This window comes from Microbacterium sp. Leaf288, assembly GCF_001422925.1.
Taxonomy (GTDB): domain Bacteria; phylum Actinomycetota; class Actinomycetes; order Actinomycetales; family Microbacteriaceae; genus Microbacterium.
Genome location: NZ_LMNI01000011.1, coordinates 475,694 through 489,948, shown reverse-complemented (window position 1 = coordinate 489,948; position 14,255 = coordinate 475,694). Strand labels below are relative to the sequence as shown.

At 69.8% G+C, this 14,255-nt stretch carries 11 protein-coding genes; 4 read left to right on the top strand and 7 right to left on the bottom strand.

Going from position 1 to position 14,255, the window contains the following annotated elements:
* Positions 1–15 precede the first annotated feature (15 nt).
* On the bottom strand, positions 16–1,371 hold the full coding sequence (locus tag ASF40_RS11530) for a multidrug effflux MFS transporter (protein ID WP_200919481.1): 1,356 nt from the start codon (positions 1,369–1,371) through the stop codon (positions 16–18).
* Between the two features lie 385 nt (positions 1,372–1,756).
* Between ASF40_RS11530 and ASF40_RS11525 the strand changes: the two genes are divergently transcribed.
* The 3 genes from ASF40_RS11525 to ASF40_RS11515 are packed head-to-tail and all read left to right on the top strand — an operon-like array spanning position 1,757 to position 3,661.
* On the top strand, positions 1,757–2,467 hold the full coding sequence (locus tag ASF40_RS11525) for a DUF3105 domain-containing protein (protein WP_056369149.1): 711 nt from the start codon (positions 1,757–1,759) through the stop codon (positions 2,465–2,467).
* Positions 2,468–2,475: 8 nt separating this feature from the next.
* The gene (locus tag ASF40_RS11520; RefSeq protein ID WP_056369147.1) at positions 2,476–3,150 is read left to right on the top strand and encodes a DUF305 domain-containing protein; all 675 of its coding nucleotides are present in this window, start codon (positions 2,476–2,478) and stop codon (positions 3,148–3,150) included.
* Between the two features lie 28 nt (positions 3,151–3,178).
* Positions 3,179–3,661 (top strand): hypothetical protein, encoded by a 483-nt coding sequence (locus ASF40_RS11515; protein ID WP_056369145.1) that lies wholly within the window; start codon positions 3,179–3,181, stop codon positions 3,659–3,661.
* Here ASF40_RS11515 and ASF40_RS11510 read toward each other — a convergent pair.
* The 4 genes from ASF40_RS11510 to ASF40_RS11495 form a co-directional block, all read right to left on the bottom strand.
* The gene (locus ASF40_RS11510) at positions 3,631–6,051 is read right to left on the bottom strand and encodes an HAD-IC family P-type ATPase (RefSeq protein ID WP_056369143.1); all 2,421 of its coding nucleotides are present in this window, start codon (positions 6,049–6,051) and stop codon (positions 3,631–3,633) included. The two genes, ASF40_RS11515 and ASF40_RS11510, sit on opposite strands and share 31 nt — an antisense overlap.
* Before the next feature lie 79 nt (positions 6,052–6,130).
* Positions 6,131–7,108 (bottom strand): carbohydrate ABC transporter permease, encoded by a 978-nt coding sequence (locus ASF40_RS11505; RefSeq protein WP_056369141.1) that lies wholly within the window; start codon positions 7,106–7,108, stop codon positions 6,131–6,133.
* A complete protein-coding gene (locus tag ASF40_RS11500; protein ID WP_056369139.1) occupies positions 7,108–8,451 on the bottom strand; it encodes a carbohydrate ABC transporter permease in 1,344 nt (447 codons plus the stop codon). The genes ASF40_RS11505 and ASF40_RS11500 overlap by 1 nt, the downstream gene beginning before the upstream one ends.
* Positions 8,452–8,544: 93 nt before the next feature.
* The gene (locus ASF40_RS11495; protein WP_056369134.1) at positions 8,545–9,885 is read right to left on the bottom strand and encodes an ABC transporter substrate-binding protein; all 1,341 of its coding nucleotides are present in this window, start codon (positions 9,883–9,885) and stop codon (positions 8,545–8,547) included.
* Positions 9,886–10,129: 244 nt separating this feature from the next.
* Between ASF40_RS11495 and ASF40_RS11490 the strand changes: the two genes are divergently transcribed.
* Positions 10,130–11,179 carry a LacI family DNA-binding transcriptional regulator gene (locus ASF40_RS11490; RefSeq protein WP_056369132.1) on the top strand — a complete coding sequence of 350 codons (1,050 nt, stop codon included), beginning with the start codon at positions 10,130–10,132 and terminating at the stop codon, positions 11,177–11,179.
* A gap of 15 nt (positions 11,180–11,194) precedes the next feature.
* Here the strand turns inward: ASF40_RS11490 and ASF40_RS11485 are convergent, their stop codons facing one another.
* Together ASF40_RS11485 and ASF40_RS21115 are read right to left on the bottom strand one after the other, a co-directional pair.
* Positions 11,195–12,301, bottom strand: a complete 1,107-nt coding sequence (locus ASF40_RS11485) for a Gfo/Idh/MocA family protein (protein WP_056369130.1) — start codon at positions 12,299–12,301, stop codon at positions 11,195–11,197.
* On the bottom strand, positions 12,298–14,154 hold the full coding sequence (locus tag ASF40_RS21115) for a DUF6807 family protein (protein ID WP_056369128.1): 1,857 nt from the start codon (positions 14,152–14,154) through the stop codon (positions 12,298–12,300). Before ASF40_RS21115 ends, ASF40_RS11485 begins: the two co-directional genes overlap by 4 nt.
* Positions 14,155–14,255: the final 101 nt, after the last annotated feature.

Sequence of the window (14,255 nt, the reverse complement as noted above, 5' to 3'; positions counted from 1 at the left end):
CGGCCGGACGCGGGCTCAGGGCGCGAGGCGCTCCACCGTGCGCGGGCGCACGACGAACCAGAGCGCCAGCACGCCGACGACGGCGCACCCGACCATGACGGCGGCCATCGTCGTGGCGGTGATGCCGGCGTCCTTCGCGATCCAGCCCACGAGCGGCGAGATGAGGCCGGCGACGCCGAAGTTCGTCGCGCCGATGATCGACTGCGCGGTGCCCGCGGCCTTGCCGTGGCGGTCGAGCGCGAGCACCTGCACGCACGGGAACGTGAATCCGCACGCGGTCATGAAGACGAAGAGCGGCACGATCGTGCCCCACAGGCCCAGGCCGAGCTGGTCGGTCACGATGATGGCGGATGCTGCGACCACGAGCACCGCGGTCGACCAGGCCATGACCCACTGCGGGCCGAACCGCGCCGCCAGCCGCGACGCGGTCTGCACGCCGACGACGACGCCGAGGGAGTTGACGGCGAACATCAGCCCGTACTGCTGCGCCGAGAGGCCGTAGCTCAGCTGGAAGAGGAACGACGAGCTCGACAGGTACGAGAACAGGCCCGAGAAGGTCATGCCGCCGATGATGAGCACCCCGATGAAGACGCGGTCGCCGAAGACGCTCCGGTAGCGCTGCCAGACCGTCGTGGCGCCCTTGTCGTGGCGGCGTGCGGGCGGCAGCGTCTCGGGGAGCAGGACGATCGATGCGACGAGCATGACCGCGCCGTACACCGCGAGGACGACGAAGATCCCGCGCCACGGCATGACCGCGAGGAGCGCCGAGCCGACGAGCGGCGCGAGCACGGGGGCGACACCCGACACGAGGGCGAGCCGCGAGAGCATGACCACCAGGCGGCGCCCGCCGAACAGGTCGCGGACGATCGCGGCGGCGACGACGCCACCGGCCGCGGCGCCGGCGCCCTGCAGCACGCGGGCCACCGACAGCAGCTCGAGCGTGGGCGCGAGCGCTGCCCCCACGCTGGCCACGACGTGCAGCGCGGTCACCGACAGCAGCGGGATGCGCCGGCCGACCTTGTCGCTCAGCGGGCCGACGATGAGCTGCCCCAGGGCGAAGCCGATCATCGTGCCCGTGAGGGTCAGCTGGATCATCGCGGCCGTGGTCTGGAAGTCCGCCTCGAGCACCGGGAACGCCGGAAGGTAGAGGTCGATCGTGAACGGGCCGAGCGCGGTGAGCGCGCCGAGCAGCACGATGTAGAGGACGCGGCGGCGGTGCGGGATCGAGTCGCCCGGGTGGAGGACGATCGGCGCGGTGGCCGGGTTGCTGCCGAGGGTGCGGATGGCACCCGTCGACGTCGGCTGGGGCTTGGACGCGGCGGGGAGGTGGGCTTCGGGCTTCTGCGTGGGGATGGAGGCGGTGTCGAGCAACAGTGGACTTCGTTTCGTGGCAAGGGGTTCGACGGGCGGCGAGCGAGGCGGAACGGCGTCGACACCGGCTGAGCCGGTCTGGGCGCGCAGGGAGCAACGGACCGAGATGACGCGGGTCGTCCGGCGCTGCCGATCGGCACCGGGGTCCGCGATCGACCGTGGAGGTCGAATCGATTCGAGTACCCATGATAACGGATGCCTCCAGCCTCCCCGCAAGCGGAATCCCGCGGCTGCGCAGGCCCACCTCTCGCACCACCGCTGTCGGCTCCTTCCCAGGGGGCGGACTCATGCACTCGCATAGGATGAGGGCAACCCGTCAACCGCCCTCGAGCGGTTCGCGCCGGGCGCCCAGACCCCTGTTCATCGATTGGCAGAGATCACGAGCATGACCCCGACCCCCGACGACAAGCGCCAGAGCGGCAACCCCGCCACCCAGGCGAAGATCGACCTCACCGTCAAGCAGCAGCGCGAGCAGAAGCGCCAGGAGAAGCTCGCCGAGTACCAGAAGCAGCTCGCCAAGCGCAAGCGCGGCAAGCTCGTGTGGTGGATCGTCGGCTCGACCGCCGCCGTGCTGGTCGTCGCGGCGATCGTCGCATCGATCGTCTTCGCGCCGACCCCGGCCCCGTCGTACGCCCGCGGCGACAGCGACGGCAGCGGCATCGAGGGCGTCGAGACCTTCACGAACACGGCCAACCACGTCGAGGGCGCCGTCGAGTACCCGCAGACTCCCCCGGCCGGCGGCGACCACAACGCCATGTGGCTCAACTGCGGCGTGTACACGGAGCCGGTGCCGAACGAGAACGCCGTCCACGCGCTCGAGCACGGTGCGGTGTGGGTCACCTACGACCCCGCGCAGGTGTCCGACGACGACATCGCGAAGCTCGAGGCCGAACTGCCCTCGACCTACACGGTGCTCTCGCCCTACAACGACATGGACACCCCCATCGCCCTCAGCGCCTGGAACGCGCAGCTCAAGGTCGACTCCGCCGTCGACGAGCGCATCGAGGAATTCATCAAGGCGTACTGGAGGAGCACCAACGCCCCCGAGCCGAACGCCGCCTGCACCGGCGCGTACGACGCTCCCGGCAAGAAGTAGGCCGCGGCGTGTCGGACGAGCCATCGGCGGGAGGTTCCCGGCGATGGTTCGTCGTCGCCGTCGCACTGATCCTCATCGCGGGCCTCGCGTTCGCGGTGGGGCGCTTCTCGACGTTCGGCTCACAGGCGACTGCGTCCAGTCCGGGAACCAGCTCGCCTGAGGCCGGGTTCTCGCGAGACATGCAGGTGCATCACGCGCAGGCGATCGAGATGGCGATGGAGATCTATCGCAAGACCGACGACGACGAGCTGCGTGTGCTGTCATACGACATCGCCACCGGTCAGGCCGGCCAGCGCGGCGAGATGTTCGACTGGCTCGTGCGGTGGGGGCTCCCCCAGTCCGGCGGACCGATGATGCAGTGGATGGATGCCTCCGCCGCGGGCCACGCGCACGGTGGCTCGTCCGCCGAGCCGATGACCGACGATGAGGCCCACGCCGCGATGGGAATGGCGTCGGACGACGAGATCGCCGCACTCGAGGCGGCGACCGGTATGGCGGCGGACTGTCAGTTCCTCACGCTGATGATCCGCCACCACGAGGGCGCCATCCCGATGGCGGAGGCCCTTCTCGAGCTCGGCACCGACCCGCGCGCCCTCGAGGTCGCCACCGCGATCAAGAACGGCCAGACAGCCGAGATCGACGCGATGACATCGATCCAGACCCGCCTCGGCTGCACCGGCTGACCGCTCCGCGAGTCGTTACAGTGGTCGCGTGACCGCCGACCCGTCCGCCGAGCCCGCGCCCGCAGGCGCCGAGCCTGCCCCTGAGCATCGCCCCGTCGTGGTCACGATCGCCGTCGTCCTGGTCTACATCAGCGCATTCGCGGCGGTTCTGCTGGGAATCCTCGTCCTCCTCAGCCGCTACGAGGTCGCAGGCTCGGACGTCCTCCCCGTCTCCCTGCTCGGGGCCGGGATCATCCTCTTCGGCCTCCTGCTGGTGGCCGTCGCATCGGGCATCGCACGGGGCAGCCGGCTGTCGCGCACCCTCGCGACCGTCTACCTCGCGATTCTGATCCTCCTGAACGCTGTGACGATCGCGACGACCGACAAGTGGGACTGGAGTGCGGCCGCGCAATTCGCCGTCGAGGTGCTGATCGTCCTCGCGCTCTGGCTCCCGCCGGGCGCTCGCCACTTCCGCCGCCCGCAAGCGGCGGACCCGGCTGATCAGGCGGCGGCCAGCGACCGAGCGACGTAGCGGCGGTGGAAGAACCGCACGATCTCGATCGCGCCGATCGTGAGCACGGTCACGATCGTCACCAGCCACGCTGCCTCTTCCCCCGGGTCTACGAGCTGGAAGAACGCGGTCAGGACCGGCACCGTGAACACAGCGACGAGGGCGATGAACATCCCGCCGATCACCAGAGCTTTGAACCGCGTGATCGGGCGTGAGAGCACCGTCAGCACCCAGATTCCGACGATCGCGAGGATGATCGTCGACCCCGTCCGCAGCTGCGGCTCGCTCACGCCGAGCTGCATGGCGCCCAGCGTGTAGAGGGTCAGCGCGACGGCGATGATCGAGCCGGCCGGAATGGCGAACGCCAGCGAGCGTCGGAGGAACCCCGGCACATAGCGCTGCGTGTTGGGAAGCAGTGCGAGGAAGAACGCCGGGATGCCGATCGTGAGGCCGTCGGTGATCGACAGCTGCCGTGGCAGGAACGGGAACTCGAGGACGAGGACGCCGAACAGCACCGCGAGCACCGTCGCGTAGACGGTCTTGTTGAGGAACAGCATCGAGACCCGCTCGATGTTCGCGATGACCTGACGCCCCTCCGCCACGACATCGGGCAGATGGGAGAACCGGCCGTCGAGGAGGACGATGCGCGCGACGGCCTTGGTTGCGGCGGCGCCGGAGTTCATCGCGATACCGAGGTCGGCGGTCTTGATGGCCAGGGCGTCGTTGACGCCGTCGCCGGTCATCGCCACCGTGTGCCCACGTGCCTGGAGCGCGATGACCATCCGCTTCTTCTGCTCCGGCGTCACCCTCCCGAAGACGATGTTCTGCTCCAGCACCTCGCCGAGCTCCGCGTCGTCCTCCGGGAGACCACGGGCGTCGAAGCCGTCGGTGACGTCGAGTCCGACGGCGCGGGCGATCGCGGCGACCGTGCGCGGATTGTCGCCCGAGATGACGCGGATGCCCACGCCTTGCCGCGCGAAGTACGCCAGGGTCTCCGCGGCATCCGGGCGCACCTGCTCTCGAAAGGTCACCACGGCGACGGGCGTGAGCGCCTCCGGCAGGCGCTCGGCCTCGACGTCCTCCGCGCTGATCCGCGACGCGGCGTGCGCGAGCACGAGCATACGGCGCCCTGACGAGGCGAGCGCGGTGACGGTTCGCCCCAGGCCGGTCGCCGCATCCGTCGCCGCGTCTGAGAACAGCATCTCCGGCGCCCCCAGCACCCACGTGCCTTCGGGCCCGGTCGCGAACGACGCGGCACTCCACTTGCGTGCGGACGAGAACGGGATGTACGCCACGGCGTGGAGCGGGGCCTCGACGGGGAAGGGCTCCCGAAGACACCTGGCCGTGGCGTTCGCATCCGGCGCCGCACCGAACCAGGCGAGCGCCTCGTCGCCGCCTCCGGCGCCGTCGGGCATTCGGTCGATCGCATCGAAGGCGATGTCGCCGCCCGTCAGGGTCCCGGTCTTGTCGAGGCAGATGATGTCGACGCGCGCGAGCCCTTCCACCGCCGGCAGCTCGTTGACGAGCACCTGGCGGGAGGCGAGCTTCGCCGCGCCGACCGCGAACGTGATCGAGGTGATGAGCACCAGGCCGAGCGGGATCATCGCCGTGAGGGCCGCGATCGTGTTCACGACGGCCTGAACCCAGCCGCCGTTCTCCCAGGCCTGCACCCAGCCGCCTGCGACCATCATCTGCGCATTGAGCACGAGCAGGCCGACGGGCCCGATGATCCAGCTCATCCATTTCAGGACGCGGTTCACGGAGGTGCGCACTTCGGAGGCGACGAGCGAGAACCGCTTCGCCTCGCCGGCGAACCGGTTCGCATAGGAGTCGGCGCCGACCCGCGAGACTCGCGCGGCTCCCTCCCCCGCGACGACGATGGAGCCGGAGAGCGCGTCGTCGCCGGGCTTCTTGTCGACCGCGTCCGACTCGCCGGTGAGCATGGACTCGTCGATCTGCAGCCCGCGCGTCTCCACGACGACCGCGTCAGCGGGCACCTGGTCTCCGGCCCGCAGCACCAGGATGTCGTCCAGTACGACGTCGGGCGGAGCGATCTCGGCCTCGGCCCCCTCGCGGCGCACCCGCGCGCGGGGGGCGTTCAGCAGGGCGAGCCGATCCAGCGCCGCCTTCGCCCGGAACTCCTGCACGCAGCCGATGATGGAGTTCGCGAACGCCGCGAGGCCGAACAGCGCGTCCTGCCAGCGCCCGAGCACGAAGAGCACGAAGAAGCACGCGAAGACGATGCCGTTGAACAGCGTGAACACGTTCGCGCGGACGATCGTCCAGACGCTGCGGCTCGTGTCGGCGACGTACGCGTTGGTGCGGCCGGTCCGCACGCGCTCGGCGACCTCGGCTGTGCTGAGCCCGCGCTCGACGGCGACCGTTGTGGAGACGTCGGCGGAGGCATCCATGCCATCAGGTTAGCGAGCGGAGTGCGGACGAACGGATGCTGCGACCCGGCGCACGCGGCGGGTCGCAGCATCCGTCATGTCAGCCCTTCGTCGCGCCGGCCATGAGTCCGCGCACGAAGAACCGCTGCAGCGCGAGGAACACGATGATCGGCACGAACAGCACGAGGAACGCACCGGCCGAAACGAGGAACCATTGGTTGCCCCAGGTGCCGGACAAGGAGTTCAGCGTCTGCGTCATCGGCAGCGATGTCGTCGGGGCGAAGATCGTCGCGACGAGCAGGTCGTTCCACACCCAGATGAACTCGAGGATGGCGAACGACGCGAGCGCGGGCGTCGCGAGCGGCAGGATGATCCGGAAGAAGATCTGCCCGTGCCCGGCGCCGTCCACGCGAGCCGCCTCGATGACGTCGGACGGGATCTCGGCGATGAAGTTGTGCAGCAGGAAGATCGCCAGCGGCATCGCGAAGATGACGTGGGCGATCCACACAGTGGCGAAGCTGTGATCGACCTCGCGCATCTCGAGGCCCGGGAAGATCTGCACGTCCCCGATCTCGAGCCCCCTCGAGAAGAGGCTCAGCAGCGGGACGAGCGCCATCTGGATCGGAACGATCTGGAGCGCGAACACCGCGACGAACAAGAAGCCGCGGCCCTTGAAATCCATCCACGCGAACGCGTACGCGGCGAGAGACGCGACCGCGAGCGCGAAGATCGTGACCGGAATCGTGATCGCGAGCGAGTTGAGGAACGACTCGCCCAGCGTCAGGGCGGTCCCCCCCGATGTCAGTGCGTCCTGATAGTTGCCGAGCGTGAAGTCGGGGTTGGTGAAGACCGTCCACCAGCCCGTCGTCGCCGAGTCCGCGCCCGGCCGGAACGACGTGATGAGCAGGCCGAGCGTCGGGATCGTCCAGAGGAACGCGATCGCGACGGCGAAGATGGTGGCAAGGGGCGAGGTCAGCCGCTTGTGTGCCAGCGCCTCGTTGCGCCGCGTCTCGCGCGCGACCCTGCGCGCCTCGGCTTTGGTGTTCTGCGGCGTGGACTTGGAGTCGACGGCGGTCATCACCGCACCTCCCTCTGCTTGCGCAGCTGCAACACGTTGTAGACGATCAGCGGCGTCACGAACACGAAGATCAGCACGGCGAGCGCCGCCGAGTGGCCGTAGCTCTGGAACCGCTGCTGCTGGTTGACCATCTCGAAGCCCAGCACTGTCGAGTTCGCCCGTCCGCCTGTCATCACCGCCACGATGTCGTACAGCTTGAGGGCTGCGATCGTGACGGTCGTCAGGACGACGATGATCGACGTTCGGATGCCCGGCACCGTCACGTTGATGAACCGCTGCCAGGCCGACGTGCCGTCGAGCTGTGCAGCCTCCAGCTGCTCCACCGGCACCGCCTTCATCGCCGCCGAGAGCACGACCATGGCGAAGCCGGTCTGTGCCCAGACGAATGCGAACAGAAGGCAGAACGTGTTGACCAGCGGCCAGATGTCGAGCCATGGCACCGGCTGGCCGCCGAAGGCCACCACGATCGCGTTGAGGGTGCCGATCTGCTCGCCCTGCCGATAGTCGTAGACGAACTTCCAGATGAGGCTGATGCTCACCGGCGCGATCGCGAACGGCATGAAGACGAGCAGCTTCAGCAGCCGCTCACCACGCGCCCGCTCCATGAAGGCCGCGTACGCCAGGCCGACGACTGTCGCGAAGATCGGGGCGAAGATCGCCCAGATGAGCGTATTGATGATCGACCAGAACCCCTGAGGGTTGGTGAAGGCCCACACGTAGTTCTCCAGCCCGACGAAGTTCTCGCCGGTCTTGTCGAAGAACGACTGGACGATGGTCGCGATGCTCGGGTACACCAGACCCACGAGGATCGCGATCGCGGCCGGCGCCATGAACAGCGTCAGCTGGTACATGTACCCGGCGCCCTGGCTCGCCCGGTAGTCCGCCCAGAAGAGCAGGCCTCCGGCGACGAGGGCGATGGCGATCACGTAGATCACGGCGCCCTGGTAGGGCCGCAGCAGCATGAACGCGAGGAATGGGATCGCGAAGCACGAGATGAGCCGCAGCCAGAAGTAGCCTCTGCCTGCGCGCGGAGCGAACTCGATGAGCACGAGCAGGATGCCGACCACCGCGGCGAAGACGACCAGGACGATGGGGATCTGGACGATCGGACCGAGATTGCCCAGCCACTGGAAGAACGAGTTGTACGAGAAGCCCAGCGAGACCGGACGCGCGTCCGGGTTGGGAGGGCTGAGGAGGAGGAAGATCACCAGCGCTGCGATCAGGATCAACCCGATCGCGACGCCGAGTCGCGTGGTCCGCCGCGAGGGAGGTTTTCTTCCTCCGCGTTCCGGTGGCGTCGCGCCCTGCTCCTGGTCGGCCGCCGATGTTGTGGCCTGAGACATGTTCTGCCTTCCCCCGTCGACCTCGACGGATGAATCACCCCGGTGCCGGGGCCGCACGTCGCCCGCGCGGACCCGGCACCAGGATGCGGTGGATCAGTCTTGATATCCCGCCTGGATATCGCTCAGGACCTGCGGCGTCGGCTTGCCGTCGATCCAGTCGACCATGCCGCGCCAGAACGAGCCCGAACCGACGGTCGCCGGCATCAGGTCGGAGGCGTCGAAACGGAACACGGTGTTCGGGTCCTGGACGATCTGCATCGCCTCGGTCAGGAACTCGCTCGACGCCAGCGTCGGATCGGCGCCGGTGTTGGCCGAGATCGCGCCGCCGAGCGCCACGCGCGCGTCGGCGAACTCGGGCGTCGACATGTACTCGAGCACCTGCTGCGTGGCGGCGTCGTCCGAGAACGGCGTGACGAACTCGCCACCGCCCTCGACCGCGAGCTCCCCTTCCTTCACGCCGGGGAGGATGAACGCGTAGATGTCACCGTCCGGTGCGATCGTCGGCGTCTGTCCGTCCGCGGTCTGCGCGGTGAGGAAGTTCGCCGTGAGGAACGAGCCCTGGTGCGTGAGCGCGCAGGTTCCGTTTGCCACCGCAGCTGCGATCGGGTCACCGAACGCCGTCGGGTTGATGCTCTTGACATCGCCGAAGCCGGCGTTGACGTAGTCCGGGTTCAGCAGGATCTCGCCGACCGAGTCGAACGCCGCCTCGATGTCGGGGTCGGTGAACGGGGTGTCACCGGCGGCCCAGCTGTCGTAGACGTCGGCGCCGGCCTGACGCAGGACGAGGTCCTCCACCCAGTCCGTTCCCGGCCATCCCGACGCCGCCTCGGAGAAGAACCCCGCGCACCACGGGGGCTGGCCGGTCTTCTCCCGGATCGTGTCGGTGAGTGTGAGGAGTTCGTCCCAGGTCGTCGGCACCTCGACGCCCCACTCCGCGAAGCTCTGGGGCGAGTAGTACACGTAGCCCTTCAGGTTCGCGAGCATCGGCGCGGCGTAGAACGTGCCGTCGAGCGATCCGTAGTCCTTCCACGCCGGAGCCCAGTACTCGTCGACATTCGCTTCGACCTCCGCGGTGCCCTCCTTGACCTCTCCGGTCTCGATGAGAGAGCGCAGGAGGCCGGGCTGCGGCACGATCGCGATGTCGGGCGCGGAGCCACCCGCGACCTTCGTGACGATGTTGCCCTCGAAGCCCTTGTCCCCCGTGTACTCGACGATGATGCCGGTGTCTTCGGTGAACTGGTCGAACGACTTCTGGAGGTTCTCCGCCTCCGAGCCGGTGATGCCGCCGGCGATCTGAACGGTCTCTCCTTCGACGGAGCCGCTGTCGCCGCCGTCGTCGCCGCCCTCGGCGCATCCGGCGAGTGCGAGTGCTGCGACGGCCGTCAGTCCCAGCGCGATGTAGCCGTGTCGACGACGTGATCGCAGTGCAGTCATGTGTCTGCCTCCTCTTTGAGTACGCGGAGCCACGCCTCTCGGGCTCCACAGATGTGAGATCGGGAACCGATTCCATGCTCAAACTAGGGGATGCCGCCAGAGCGCACAATGACCCGGGATCACAACTCGGTAAACACCGCCACCGGGACTGGTGCGAGGTGCGCGATCACGGCATGATGACCCCTGGAACCGGTTCCAGGATCCCGGGTGACGTCGGCGTCCCCGGGCGCGCGAGGAGGACCCGATGGCGGGCATCGCCGATGTTGCGCGGGCGGCAGGCGTCTCGAAGTCGACGGCCTCGCGGGCTCTCACCGGCTCGGGGTACGTCTCCGCAGCCACCCGCCAGCGGGTGCGGGATGCCGCGACCGCCCTGGGCTACGTGCCCACGACGAGCGCCGTGAGCCTGGTGACGGGACGCACCCAGACCGTCGGTGTCGTCATGCCGTCGCTGGACCGGTGGTTCTTCGCCCAGGTTCTCGAAGGCATCCAGGATGCGCTGCTCGAGCGCCGGTACGACCTCGCCCTCTACGGCGCGCCACCCGAGTCGGCTGCGCGCCGCGAGATGTTCGAGCACTTCCTCGCCCGCAAGAGGTTCGACGGGCTGATCGCGGTCGGCATCGAGCCCAGCGCACGCGAGCTCGAGCGGCTCGTCGCCTTCGGCAAGCCGGTCGTCGCCGTCGGCGGCTACGACATCGGCACCAATGCCGTCTCGATCGATGACGAGGCCGCCGCCCGGATCGCCACCGACCACCTCATCGGCCTGGGGCACCACGAGATCGTCTTCCTCGGGGGCGACCCCGACGGCCGCCGCACCAGCTTCGGCGACGGCCGGCGCCTGGACGGGTATCGCTCTGCGATGCGCGAGGCAGGGTTCGAGGCATCCGCTCGCCATGTCCAGTCCGAGGTGACGATGCCCGGCGGGTACGGCGCGGCCGTCGAGCTGCTCGGCGACCGCCGCACGCGGCCGACGGCCATCGTGGGGGTGTGCGACGAGGTCGCGGTCGGCGCGATCATCGCCGCGCGACGGCTGGGGATCCGGGTTCCGGAGCGGCTCAGCGTGGTCGGCATCGACGACCACGCCTACGCCGAGATGTTCTCGCTCACCACGCTGCAGCAGCGGCCGCACCAGCAGGGACGCGCCGCCGTGCAGCTGCTCATGTGGCAGCTCGACGACCCCGACGCCCCCACCCACCGCATGTACGAGTCGTCACCGCTCGTGGTGCGCAACTCCACAGCCTCCGTCGACGACGACGCGTCCGCGATCATCGGCGTCGGCCCGCTCGGCACCGCCTGAACCTCGGACCGTGCGTCAGAGCACGGCGAGGTCCCGGAAGGTGCGAGCTTCCCACGCCACGCGCTCCACGGCGTCCTCGACGCCGGTCACGACGCGGAAGGTCTCGCCGGCGGACGCCTCGACCCGCACCAGCGCGGGCGCGATGGGCGTCGGGGGCGGACCGGTGACGATCTCCTCGAGCACCCGGGTGAAAGCACCGGTGCGCTCGAGCGGGGCGAGCAGCCCCTCCGCGCCGCGGACGTGCCGGACGAGGTTGTCGAGCAGCTCGGTGCGCTCGAACGCGTAGGTGCGTGGCAGCGCCGCTCCGTCGCGATGGACGTGGAGGGTGTCGAGCGTGTAGACGTACACCAGGAAGCCCCGGCTGCCCCGCACGAGCACGTACGGCTCATGCCGTTCCCCGGCGGTCGCCGCGAGGCCGGCCGCCACCCGCGCTCCCCCGCGCAGGTCGATGACGAGCGACGATGTGTCGTCGGTCGCGATGTCGTTCGCGCGACGGAGGTCCGCGTCGATCCCGACGACGTCCTCGGGGGCGGCGGCACCGGCGATCGCGAGCGCCGTCGCGATCGCGTGGGCCAGCGGATTGGTCGCGACGCCGTCGGCGACCAGCCGGCCATCGAGAACGCGGTGCCCCGCCCACGGCGCGCGCCGCCAGTACTCCTCGGACCGGGCCCATTGCCCCACCGCCCCGTAGTGGAGCACGTCGCCGATGATCCCGGATGCTGCGGCCTCGGCCGTCGCCGCCACACCGGCGCTCCCCAGCGACTGGAAACCGACCTGCACGGCTCGGGATGCAGCATCCGCCGCGCTCACGAGCTCGTGGTGATCGGCGACGGACGGCACCGGGGGCTTCTCGAGCAGCACATGCGCGCCGCGCGCGAGCGCCAGCCGGGCGAGGCCTGCATGGGTCGGGATCGGGGTGCTGAGCACGACGATGTCGAGGTGGACGGCGTCGATCATGGCGACGGCGTCGGCGAACACCTGCGTCGAGGAGGGAACGTCGCCGCCGCCCCGGGGGTCGGCGACGGCGACGAGTTCGAGGTCGGAAGCGGCGAGCACCGCGTCGACGTGGCGGCGCCCGTGGCCGTGGACGCCGGCGACGCCGACGCGGAGGCGTCCGGTCACAGCCCCGCCTCGGCGCGCAGCGCGGGAAGGGCCGCCTCGACGGCCGCAGCGTCGGCGAGCTCCTCGTCGAGCACGTACGCCGTCAGCTCGAGGCTGAGCTCCCCTCCCTCGGGGATCGTCCGGGGCTCGTCCCATGCGACGGACGGCCCTGCGCCCAGGTACTCGGCGAACCGCACGAACCACGGCAGGCGCTCGTCGCCCTGGGTCAGCACGACGGTCGTGCCCCGTTCGGGGAAGGTGAAGGCGAGCCACGGAGTCGCCGCGCCGTGCACGTCGCGCTCGGTGTCGCCGGCAGGGCTGAAGACGCGGGCGATCTCGGGGGCGAAACGCCAGAAGATGCCGCCGTAGCCCGCGCCGTCGCGCCCGTTCGTCGCCGGGGAGCCGAACGTGATCGCGTCGAGGGTCGCCTTGAGACGGCTGCGCCAGCGGAGCGCCCAGCCGTTCGCGAGCTCGGCGGAGCGGAGCTCCCGCACTTCGACGAGCTGCGTGGTGCCGTGCTCGTCGACCCAGCTGAGCCGCTCGTCGAGCGCGTGCCCCTCGATGTGGAGGCGGTCCCGGCGCTGGCGTCCGTGGTTGGGCACCATGACCGATCCCTCGCCGCGCACGTAGGTGCGCCCGCCCCAGTACGACGTGCCGTTGACGTCGGCGATGGCGAGGCTCACGCCCAGGTGGTGGGGGTGGTCCGTAGGCTCGGTCACGGTGAGCGGGGTGCCCGTGCGGGAGATCACGGCGTCGAGATAGGGCCGCGGCGACAGCACCGAGTCGACGTTCACGCCCTCCTCGTACTGGGCGACGACGGTGGACCCCAGCCGGAGCACCGGACGCGCAGGCCCCACCCAGCCGCTGGCGTGGGACGCCGGACCGGAGCTGTGGCGCGCGACCAGGACGGGCCGATAGAACAGGGGGTGGTCGGCGCTCTCTCCGTCCAGCGCTTGACGCATGCGATTCCAAGCCTGCCGCCCGATCTCGATCCGCGGGACCGACATGGTCGTCAGCGGAGGGGCGGCGAAACGAGACTGCGGGATGTCGTCGATCCCGACGATGGAGAGTTGTTCGGGCACCTCCACGCCAACCTCGCGCAGGCGCGACATGAGCCCGAGCGCGACGAGGTCGTTGAAGGCGATGGCGGCGGTCGCCCCGGTCTCGAGCACGGCGTCGGCGGCGTCGTAGCCCGCCTCCATGCTCGATCCCGCCGGAATGGTGAGGAACTCGAGGTCGGGGTACTCCCGGGCGAGCTCCCCCAGTCCGAGGGCCCGCTGCTCGTTCGCGTAGCTGAGGGCCGGGCCCGCGACGTACGCGATACGTCGATGGCCGAAGCCGCGCAGGTGCATCCCCAGCTCCTTGACGGCAGTGGCGTAGTCGACCGACAGCTGCGCGGCGGCAGTGTCGTCGACGCGACGGTTCACCACCACGACCGGCGTGGTGCGCTGGATCAGATCGCGCAGCTCGGCGTCCGGCATGCGGGGCGAGACCAGCACGAGCGCGTCGCACTTGCTGCGGGCCTCGCTCGCGATGTCGGCCTCGACGCCGACCGCCTCGGCGCTGTCGGCGACGAGCACGCGGTAGCCGTCGCGGGCTGCCGCGACGGTGAGGCCCTTGAGCACGCCCTGGAACATCGGATTCTCGAGGTCGGGCACCAGCAGCGCGATGGTGTGGCTGCTCCCCCGCACGAGGCTGCGCGCCGCCTCGCTCGGCGAGTAGTTCAGTGCGGCGACCGCGCGGTTGACCTTCGCGACGATCGCGGGGTCGACGGTGGCGACGCCGTTGAGGACGCGCGAGACGGATGCCTGCGACACACCGGCGTGCTGTGCGACCTGCGCCATCGTGATCGGGCGCGACGTGACCTCGCTCAAGGAATCCCCTCCTCTCTCAATAGTGGGCGTGTTCGGACCCGGTGCGGCGCATTCGGACCGATGACATGCAGGCGGGCGACCTGCCCGCCGTGGGCGCTCGT